Here is a 9,350-nt window from a genome sequence, read left to right as displayed (position 1 = left end):
GGTCCACCCCGCCGTGGGCGGGGGGCTATTCGTGTTCGCACACGTCGAGGCCCCGCCCGGCGGCGCCCGGCTGCAACATCCGTTGGGGGTTGCCGTCGACGGCGGCGACGTGCTGATCGCGGACACGTACAACGGCGCGCTGCGGCGGTATCGCGACGGGCGGGTGGACACGCTCGCCGTCGGGCTCGCCGAACCGAGCGGCGTCCTGCGCCTCGGCGGCGACCTGCTCGTCGTGGAGTCGGCCGCGCACCGGGTGACCCGCCCGGCGGTCGCCCCGCAGGTCGTCGGCGGCGAGGCCCAGCACACCGAGCGTCCGCCGAGCGAGCTGCGTCCGGGCGCGGTGACGGTCGAGGTCGTCTTCGACGTCCCGCCCGGCCGCAAGCTCGACGACAGCTTCGGCCCGCCGATCCGCGTCGACATCACCTCGTCGCCGTCAGCGCTGATCGTCGAGGGCGCGGGCGAGAGCACGGCCCTCGCGCGACGGCTCGTCCTCGCCGACGGCGTCACCACCGGCGTCCTGCACATCACCGCACAGGTCGCGTCATGCGACGCCGGCGACGAGCACCCCGCCTGCTACCTCGCGCGGCAGGACTGGGGCGTGCCCGTGCGGATCGGCCCCGACGGTCCCGCCGAGCTGCGGCTGATGCTCAACGGCTGACGCCGCCCCCGCCGTGTGTGGCGCCGCAGCGGGCACCGGCCCGGCGTGTCACCCCGCACGGTCGCCACACACCTGCGTCGCGCGGAGCGGTCAGCCGAAGCGGCTGACCGTCACGTCGACCGGGCCGACGCGCAGCACGCCGGCGGTGAGCGGCTCGCAGCGCACGCCGCCGCGGCCGCGCAGGGCCTTCATCGCGCCGGGGCCGATGGTGACGTCCATCCACGCGCAGGGGTTCGCGCGCCGGTGCACCTTCACGACGACGCCACCGAGCGAGACCGTCGCGCCGAGCAGGTCGTCGACCGGCAGGCCGCGCAGCAGCACGTTGCGCCGCGTCTCGCGCAGCCCGACGCCCGGCGGCAGCGACTCGGCCGCGATGAGCGTCACGGACGCGAGCCGGTGGGCCCGGCGCCCGAAGTAGCGGTCGCCGACCAGTCCCAGCCCGGCCCGCACCTCCGCGGACGCGACCAGCTCACCGGACGGCTCGGGCGCCGCACCGTCGCTCGGCCGTCCCTCGAACCGGTGCAGCCCCGAGACGAGCAGTTCGACGATCTCGACACCGTCGACCCGCTCGACGACCCCGGTCATCGGCAGGTCAGTGCCCGGCAGCGGCCGGCGCCCCGTGCTGGTGGAAGTCGCGCTGCCGGATGAGGGCGAACGCGAGCACGCCGCAGACGATCACCACGATCGCGCCGATGAGCAGCACGCGGTTCAGCCCGTCGGTGAACGCCGTCGCCGCGATGTGCTGCACCGCCGAGCGTGCCGACGCCGGCACCTGGCCGAGCACCTGGCCGACCGCGCCCGACTTCACCGCGACGGCCAGTTGACTCGCATGCGGGGCCAGCGCCGAGTTGCCCGACGCCAGCCGGGTGACGCTGTCGGTGACTGTGCTCGCGAAGAGGGTGCCGAGCAGCGCGATGCCGGTGGCGATGCCGACCTGCCGGAACGTCGAGTTGATGCCGGACGCCATCCCGGCCCGTTGCGGCGCCACGACGCCCACCGCGGTGGACGCCAGCGGCGGGTTCACCAGGCCGACGCCGACACCCGAGACGAGCAGTCCGGGGATGAGATGTGTCCAGGACGACGACGCGTCGAGCCCGCGCATCAGCAGCAGACCCACACCGACGAGCACGAGCCCCGGTCCGATGAGGAAGCGCACCTGCACGTGCGACGTGAGCCGCCCGGCCACGGTCGACACGACCAGGATCGCGGCCGAGAGCAGCATCAGCCGCAGGCCGGTGCCGAGGGCGTCGTAGCCGAGCACGTCCTGCACGTACAGCACGATGTAGAGCAGCAGCGCGAAGATCGAGGCGCTCAGGCCGAACGCCGCGAGTGCGCCGCCGGTGAAGGTCGGCAGCCGGAACAGCGACAGGTCGAACATCGCGTGCGACCCGCGGGCCTCGAGCACCACGAACGTCACCAGCAGCACGCCCGCGACGACGAGCGACGTGATGACGCGAGCGTCCGAGAACGACCGCTCGCTCGACTCGATGAGACCGTAGACGAGCGCGGCGAGGGCGACCGTGAAGGTCGCGAACCCAGCCCAGTCGGGGCGGCGTGCCGATGGTGCCTTCGACTCGGCCACGCGCGCGACGGCGATTGCGACCGCCGCGATGCCGACCGGCAGGTTGACGAAGAAGATCCACCGCCACGACAGCCCGGACGTCAGCAGCCCGCCGAGCAGCGGACCGATCGCGACGGCGAGCCCGGTGATCGCGCCCCAGATGCCGAAGGCGACGCCGCGGTCCTTGCCGCGGAACGCGTCGGCGAGCAGCGCCAGCGACACGGAGAACATCGTCGCGCCGCCGATGCCCTGCACCGCCCGCGAGACCTGGAGCAGCAGGGTGTCACCGGCGATGCCGCAGAGCAGCGATGCGATCGTGAAGATGGTCAGGCCGATGACGTAGAGCAGTCGCCGGCCGAACATGTCGGCGAGGCTTCCGGTGGTCAGCAGCAGCGACGCGAGCGTGAGCGCGTACGCATCCACCACCCACTGCAGGTCCGAGAAGCTCGAGTGCAGCGCGTGCTGGATGTTTGGCAGCGCGACGTTCACGATCGTCACGTCCAGCAGCAGCATGAACGTGCCGAGGCAGACGGCGACGAGCGTCCACCACTTGTGCGGCTCGGGGCCGCCGTGTGCCGGAGCCTGCGGTTCGGCCTGCGACTGCGTCGGTTGAGACGTCATACACCGATGGTGCCGGACGGGTACGACAACGGCCTACGCCCGGGCGGCGGCGAGATGCGTTGCATAGAACTCGAGGTGGGCGCGAGCGGCGGCATCCCAGGTGTGTCCCGCCGCGAGCGCCGACGCCGCGGCCAGCCGAGCGGACGACACGGGTGCCAGCAGTCCGTCGGCCAGCTCGTCGACGTCACGCGCGAACACCGCCGCGCCGTCGAAGACCTCGCGCAGCACCGGCAGGTCGCGCATCACCACCGGGGTGCAGGCGGCCATCGCCTCCATCGCCGCGAGACCGAACCCCTCCTTCGTCGAGGGGAAGGCGAAGACGGCCGCGCCGGCCATGAGCGGCGGCACCGCCTCGTGCGGCACCGGCCCGAGCAGCACCGGCTCGACCCCGAGGTCGGCGGCGCGAGCGAGCACCAGCGTGCGGTAGTCGCGGTAGTCGAAGAGCGTCTCGCCGCCGGCGACCACGAGCCGCAGGTCCGGCCGCACCGCTCGTACCCGCGCCATCGCCTCGACCAGGTCGAGCGTGCCCTTGCGCGGCTCGATGCCGCCGACCGACAGCACGTACGGCTGCAGTTCGCGCACCCACGCCGGCAGGTCGCCTACCGACGCGAACCGCCCGGCCTCGACGCCGTTCGGGATCACCACCGGCTCGATGCCCCACCCCGACCGCACCTCGCGCGCGACGGCCGCCGAGACACAGACATGCGCGAACGGACGCACGATCGCCCGCTCGTGGCAGGCGACGAGCTCGGGCGTGGTGAAGGTGTCGAGATGGTGGATCGTGCGGACGCACCACGGCACCGCGTTGGCGCTGATGCAGTCCTGCGCGTGCACGACGTCGTACGCGCCGCCGTCGAAGGCAGCCGCGAGGACCGCGATCGACCGCAGGATGCGCTCGCCCACCGACTCGTCCGCCCGGTCCGGGAACGGCACCAGGCGCACGCCCACGGCCGGCTCGACCGGCCGGAAGAACCCGCCGTCACCACCGCGTGCCAGGCTCCAGACGTCGACGGTGCAGCCCTGCCGCGCCAGCGCCTCCGCGAGCGCGAGCGTGTGCACGACACCGCCGCGCGGACGCGTCGAGTAGGTGAGCAGCGCGATCCTCACGCCGGCCCGGCCACCTGCTCGCGGTACAGCTCGGGGCGGCGCTCGCGGAGGTGGTGCAGCACCAGGCGCGCCCGCTCGATCTCGCCCTCGACGTCGAGCTCGGCCACGGCCAGCCCGCCCTTGGCCCAGGTGCGCGCCAGCACGTCGCCGCCGGGGCCGACGACCTTGCTCTGGCCGAGGAAGCGCAGGCCGCCCGTCGTCCCGGTCTGGTTCGACGACACCCAGACGATCTGATTCTCGGCCGCCCGCGCGCAGTCGTAGAGGTCGAACAGGCGCGACTGCCGGTCGTGCGTGAGCCGTTCGGCGCGGCCGGTGATGCTCGCGGGCCAGGCCGACAGGCAGGCGACGATGCGGGCACCGTCGAGGGCCAGGGCACGGGCCGCCTCGGGGAAAGTCTTGTCGTAGTCGATCAGCAGCCCCAGCCGCCCGGCCGGGGTGTCGAAGGCCGCGAGCCGCTCGCCGGCCGCGTACACGAGCGCCTCGCCCGGCGGCTGGTGCACCTTGCGGTAGCGGCCGAGCACGCCGTCGCCGGACAGGCAGACCGCCGAGTTGTACCGCTGCCCGGCGAAGCGTTCGGTGTAGCCGAGGCAGACCACCATGTCCTTCGCCATGGCGATGACCCGCCGGATCTCGAGCGCGTCGGGCGCGAGCGCCGGGGGCAGCGCGTCGGGGTCCGGTGAGCGCAGGTCGGCGAGGTACCCGCCGAGCACCGCGTGCGGCAGCACGAGCAGCCCGGCGCCGGCCTTCCGAGCCGCCGCGATGATGACGCCGACGCGGTCGAGGCTGTGGTGCAGGTCGCGGCCGAAGTGGGCCGCCGCGGCGGCCACCCGCTGCGGGGCCCCGGCGGTCACGACGCCCGACCGGCCAGCATGTCGACGACCGCGAACCGCCGCCGGGCGAGCAGTTGTTCGGCGACGAAGCGCGCGTCGACCTCGATGCCGGCGAAGCGTCCCGAACCCCACGTGTGCAACCACGGGAGGCCGACGAAGTACAGGCCGCGCACGGACGTCACGCCGCGCTCGTGCACCGGGTGCCCCGAGCCGTCGAAGACGCCCGCGTGCAGCCAGCGGTCGTCGCGCCGGAACCCGGTCGCCCACACCACCGCCGCCAGATCACCCGCCGCGATCGAGTCACCGCCGGACGCGGTCGGGCGCCACACCGGTTCGTACCGACTCGGACCCTGCTCGGTCGTGATGCCGTGGACGCGGATGTGCTCGTCGATGAGGCCGTTGATGCCGTTGTAGACGGCGTCGGCCGCGTCGAGGTTGGCCGCGAGGTCGGCGGCGAAGGTGAGCCGGCCGTCGGCGATGTCGACGAGCCGGCCGTGCAGTGCCATGCCGTCGAGGGCGAAGGCACGCAGGTCGATGTCGCGGCCGCCGTCGCGTCCGGTCACGTAGTGGTTGGTCCGATCGAGGTTCCGCTCCTCGACCGGCTTGTCGGTGACCGGCTTCGCGTAGTGCCCGGTGTCGTGCATCCAGGCGATGACGTCGCGGCCGCGGTAGCGGCGGCCGAATCGCGGCGCCTTGCCGACGGCCAGGTGCACGCGGCGTCCGGCGAGGTGCAGGTCCTCGGCGATCTGCGCGCCCGACTGCCCGGTGCCCACCACGAGCACCTCGCCCGGCGGCAGCGACTGCGGGTTCCTGTACTCGGACGAGTGCACCTGCCGCACCGTCGACGGCAGCCGTTCGGCCAGGCGTGGCACGGCGGGCGTGTGGTAGCCGCCGGTCGCGACGACCACCTGCTCGGCGAGGTACTCGCCGGTGGCGGTGACCACGCGGAACCCGTCGGCGACCGGCCACACGGCCTGCACGGCGGTGCGCTCACGCACCGGCGGGCCGAACGAATGCACATAGCCGGCCAGCCAGTCGTTCAGCTCGGCCGCGACCATGAAGCCGTCAGGATCGCTGCCGGCGTAGTGGTAGCCGGGCAGGCGGCACTGCCAGTTCGGCGTGACGAGGCAGAAGCTGTCCCAGCGCTGGTCGCGCCAGGTGTGCAGCAGGGTGTCGCGTTCGAGCACGACGTGCTCGACGCCCTCATGGCAGAGGTACCAGCTGACGGCGAGACCGGCCTGGCCGCCGCCGACGATCACGACCGGGATCCTCATGCCGTCGCCTCCATGAGGTAGGCGGCCGGGCGGCGGTCGCGCAGGTGGAACATCCCGCCGCGCGCAGCGGAGAGCATGGCGTCGAGATCGACCGTGGCGACCGCGATCCCCGGCGCAACACCCGTTGAGGCGAGTACGTCGCCGCCGGCGTCGACCACCTTCGCGGACGCGACGAATCGCAGCGACCCGAACGTGCCCGCCTGGTTGGCCGAGACCCAGAGCACCTGGTTCTCGAGCGCGCGCGCCCGGTCGAACAGATCGAAGCGTCGCGTCCAGCGGTCGTCGCGCAGGTCGGGCGACGGGTTGGTGCGCGCGGCCGGCCACGCCGACAGGCAGCAGATGATGTCGGCGCCGTCGACCGCCAGCGATCGCGCCGACTCGGGGAACGCCTTGTCGTAGCAGATCATCATGCCGAGCCGGCCGACCGGCGTGTCGAACGCGTCGAAGGCCTCGCCCGCCGCGTACGACAGGCCCTCGCCGAGGGGCTGGTGCACCTTGCGGTGCACCCCGAGCACGCCGTCGCCGCTGACGCAGACGGCGGTGTTGTAGCGGGTGGCGCCGTCGGCCTCGCACAGCCCGGCTGTGACGACGAGGTCACCGGCGAGTTCGGCCAGCCGCCGCACCTCCGGCCCGTCGACGTCCAGCGCCGGTGGCAGGTCCGCCGGTCCGTCGAGGCTGGCGAGGTAGCCGCCGAGCGTCGCCTCGGGAAGCGCGACGAGCGACGCGCCGGCGGCACGAGCCTCGGCGAGGATCCGGGTGATCGCGGCGAAGGTCGTATCGAGGTCGCGGCCGAAGTTGGCGGCGACCGCGGCGACGGTGACGGGCGGCATCAGCACGCCTCTCTCCTCGGGTTGGCCGGGCCGAGCCCGGTGACACGGTCGGGCACGGCGGGCGTCAGCTCGCCGTCGGGCCAGCGCAGCAGCACGCCGGCGCCGGCGCGGAGTTCGCCGCAGCGGCCACTCGTCGCGGGCCCTGCCGGCGGAAGCGGACGGGCGGGGTCGTCGGCGGTGAGCATGCCGAAGCCGGGAAAGCAGGTCAGCCAGTCGGCCGTCGCAGCGTCGGCGGGGCGCGGCACCTGCGCGACGTCGAGCACCGCGCCGCAACCGCTGGCCTCGGCCAGCATGCCGAGCGTGCCGACGACACCGGCCATGCTCACGTCCTTCGCCGCGTGGGGCCGGGCCGCGGCGACGAAGCCGGCCATCGCCCGCAGCTCTGCGGTGCTGCGATGGGAGGTCGAGTCCCACTGGCGGCCGGTGTACCCGGGGCGCCACCCGCCGCCGAGGTCGGCGGTGAGCGTGACGGCGTCGCCGATCCGGCCACCACCGGCCGGCACGGGCTGGGGCGAGCGGCCCAGCGCCGTCACCGACAACGCGGCCGGGACGCCGAACTGGGTGTGGCCGCCGAGCACCGGCACCTGCCACCGCTGTGCGGCGGCACGCAGACCGCGCATCACCCGGGCCGCGAAGGACGCGTCACGTGCACCGATCGAGTCGAGCAGGCCGACCGGCGAGGCACCCATCGCGGCGAGATCGTTCACGTTGACCAGCACGCCGCACCAGCCCGCCCACTCGGGGTCACGCTCGACGAGCGCCGGCGCGATCGCGTCACACGCGGCGACCAGGTCGCTGCCCGGCACCGGCGCGCCGTCGTCACCGACCCACCCGCTGCCGCCGAGATGCAGCCCGGCGAGCAGCGCGCCGAGGGCGGCCTTCGTCTCATGCGCCTGGCGCGCGATGCGTTGTATCGGCCAGCGCATCAACACATGTGGAGTACCGGCCAGGCTGACGTCGCGCACACGCTGCCAGCCGAGATGCTGGAAGAACCGATCGTTCGCCGCCTGCACGGTGGCGTCGAAGCGCAGCGCGCCGAACGACTCGGCGTGGGCGCACGCGGCGCGGACGAGCGCGGCCCCGACCCCGCGCGACGACCGCGCCGCGGGCAGGACGGCCAGGCGGCCGCCCACCCACCAGCCGATGTCCGTCGCGCCGACAGGGGCGAGGCGCACGCCGCCAATCACAACACCTGTTGCGTCCCGCGCGACCAGCACCACGGTGCGCGGGTCGGCGTCGACGTCGTCGAGGTCGGAGCCGGTGAAGAGGCCCTGTTCGTCGACGAAGACCGTGCGGCGGATCGCTCGGTAGGCGAGCACGTCAGCGGCGTCGCCGACGTCGATGCGTCCGCGCTCGACGGCGCGCGGCACGCCGAGCAGCACCTCGCCGATCGTCGCTGTCACGACGCTCACCCGCCCGCGACCGCGAGCGCCGAGCACGCGCCGCAGGCGGCGCACCCGGCACGCTGGTCGGCGCCACGCATGCCGGCCGCCACGAGCAGTTCGGCGACCCGGTCGGTGACGTCGGCGACCATCCATGACGGCGGCGCCTGCGCGTGGTCGACCTCCACCTCGAGCGTGCCGGCTATGGGCCGGTACGGCACGACGAAGGGGTAGACACCCATGGCGATGAGCTCGGCCGCGCCTGCGACGAGGTCGTCGGGATCCTCGCCGAGGCCAACGAGCAGGTAGGTGCTCACCTGGTTGCGTCCGAAGACGCGCACCGCCTCGCGCCACGCGGCGCGGTACTCGTCCAGTGGCACCGACCCCTTGCCCGGCATCCAGCGGCGCCGCACGTCGTCGTCCATCGACTCGACGTGGATGCCGATGCTGACGGCCCCTGCGTCGCGCAGTTCCTGCAGCACCGACAGTTCGGCCGGCGGCTCGATCTGCACCTGCACCGGCAGCCCCGGCACCGCGGCCGTCACCGCGGCGACGCACCGGGCGAGATGTCGCGCGCCGCGGTCGGGCCCGGTGGTCGTCCCCGTCGTCATCACCATCTGCGTGACGCCGTCGAGCCGCACGGCCGCCTCGGCCACCTCGGCGAGCTGCGCCGGGGTCTTGGCCGCGGTCGTCGAGCCGCTCGCGAGCGACTCCTCGATCGCGCAGAAGCGGCACCGTTCCTCGACGCCGTAGCGGATGCACGTCTGCACCACGGTCGTCGCCAGCACCGAGGCGCCGTGCAACCGGGCGATCTGCTCGTACGGCACGCCATCGGCGGTGACGAGGTCGTAGAACCGCGGCCGCTGCACGGGCTCGACGTCGAGGCCGATGTCGGCGCCCTCGAGCAGCAGGCGCCCCTGGCGCACGGTGTACTTGCTGCGCGCGACGATCGGCAGCGCGGTGCCGACGCCGCCGAGCAGCACGTGGCCGTCGTCCGACGGGCCGGCCCCGCCGCGGGGGGGGGGGAGGAGGTGCACCACCCCCCCCCCACCAAAACAGTGGGCCCACAAAACAACCACCATAATAT

General features: G+C 73.8%; 8 protein-coding genes and 1 pseudogene. 1 reads left to right on the top strand and 8 read right to left on the bottom strand.

Annotated elements, in window-relative coordinates; translation table 11 throughout:
* Window positions 1-658, top strand: a pseudogene (locus ACTHMS_RS00605) (alkyl hydroperoxide reductase); the annotation flags it as partial.
* Window positions 659-748: 90 nt separating this feature from the next.
* On the opposite strand, the gene ACTHMS_RS00600 reads toward ACTHMS_RS00605, so the two are convergent.
* Genes ACTHMS_RS00600 through ACTHMS_RS00565 form a run of 8 tightly spaced genes read right to left on the bottom strand, consistent with a single transcriptional unit; the run spans window position 749 to window position 9,300 of the window.
* Window positions 749-1,243 (bottom strand): molybdenum cofactor biosysynthesis protein, encoded by a 495-nt coding sequence (locus ACTHMS_RS00600; protein ID WP_440304737.1) that lies wholly within the window; start codon window positions 1,241-1,243, stop codon window positions 749-751.
* A 7-nt stretch (window positions 1,244-1,250) separates the two neighbouring features.
* Window positions 1,251-2,840: an MFS transporter gene (locus ACTHMS_RS00595; RefSeq protein ID WP_440304736.1), complete on the bottom strand. Its 1,590-nt coding sequence runs from the start codon at window positions 2,838-2,840 to the stop codon at window positions 1,251-1,253.
* Between the two features lie 33 nt (window positions 2,841-2,873).
* Window positions 2,874-3,947, bottom strand: coding sequence for an MSMEG_0565 family glycosyltransferase (locus ACTHMS_RS00590; RefSeq protein ID WP_440304735.1), 1,074 nt, complete (start codon window positions 3,945-3,947; stop codon window positions 2,874-2,876).
* The gene (locus tag ACTHMS_RS00585; RefSeq protein WP_440304734.1) at window positions 3,944-4,798 is read right to left on the bottom strand and encodes a carbon-nitrogen hydrolase family protein; all 855 of its coding nucleotides are present in this window, start codon (window positions 4,796-4,798) and stop codon (window positions 3,944-3,946) included. The genes ACTHMS_RS00590 and ACTHMS_RS00585 overlap by 4 nt, the downstream gene beginning before the upstream one ends.
* The gene (locus tag ACTHMS_RS00580; protein WP_440304733.1) at window positions 4,795-6,051 is read right to left on the bottom strand and encodes an MSMEG_0569 family flavin-dependent oxidoreductase; all 1,257 of its coding nucleotides are present in this window, start codon (window positions 6,049-6,051) and stop codon (window positions 4,795-4,797) included. The genes ACTHMS_RS00585 and ACTHMS_RS00580 overlap by 4 nt, the downstream gene beginning before the upstream one ends.
* A complete protein-coding gene (locus tag ACTHMS_RS00575; RefSeq protein WP_440304738.1) occupies window positions 6,048-6,881 on the bottom strand; it encodes a carbon-nitrogen hydrolase family protein in 834 nt (277 codons plus the stop codon). The genes ACTHMS_RS00580 and ACTHMS_RS00575 overlap by 4 nt, the downstream gene beginning before the upstream one ends.
* Window positions 6,881-8,284: an MSMEG_0567/sll0787 family protein gene (locus ACTHMS_RS00570; RefSeq protein ID WP_440304732.1), complete on the bottom strand. Its 1,404-nt coding sequence runs from the start codon at window positions 8,282-8,284 to the stop codon at window positions 6,881-6,883. Before ACTHMS_RS00570 ends, ACTHMS_RS00575 begins: the two co-directional genes overlap by 1 nt.
* 5 nt (window positions 8,285-8,289) lie before the next feature.
* On the bottom strand, window positions 8,290-9,300 hold the full coding sequence (locus ACTHMS_RS00565; protein WP_440304731.1) for an MSMEG_0568 family radical SAM protein: 1,011 nt from the start codon (window positions 9,298-9,300) through the stop codon (window positions 8,290-8,292).
* Between the last annotated feature and the right edge of the window lie 50 nt (window positions 9,301-9,350).

Source organism: Jatrophihabitans sp., from assembly GCF_051960575.1.
Taxonomy (GTDB): domain Bacteria; phylum Actinomycetota; class Actinomycetes; order Mycobacteriales; family Jatrophihabitantaceae; genus JBQCEE01.
This window is presented reverse-complemented; position numbering and strand designations above follow the sequence as displayed.

Bases quoted from the DNA above. Each gene is read 5' to 3' on its own strand.
- ACTHMS_RS00580 (WP_440304733.1), bottom strand. From the start codon at position 6,051: ATGAGGATCCCGGTCGTGATCGTCGGCGGCGGCCAGGCCGGTCTCGCC.
- ACTHMS_RS00575 (WP_440304738.1), bottom strand. From the start codon at position 6,881: ATGCCGCCCGTCACCGTCGCCGCGGTCGCCGCCAACTTCGGCCGCGAC.
- ACTHMS_RS00600 (WP_440304737.1), bottom strand. From the start codon at position 1,243: ATGACCGGGGTCGTCGAGCGGGTCGACGGTGTCGAGATCGTCGAACTG.
- ACTHMS_RS00595 (WP_440304736.1), bottom strand. From the start codon at position 2,840: ATGACGTCTCAACCGACGCAGTCGCAGGCCGAACCGCAGGCTCCGGCA.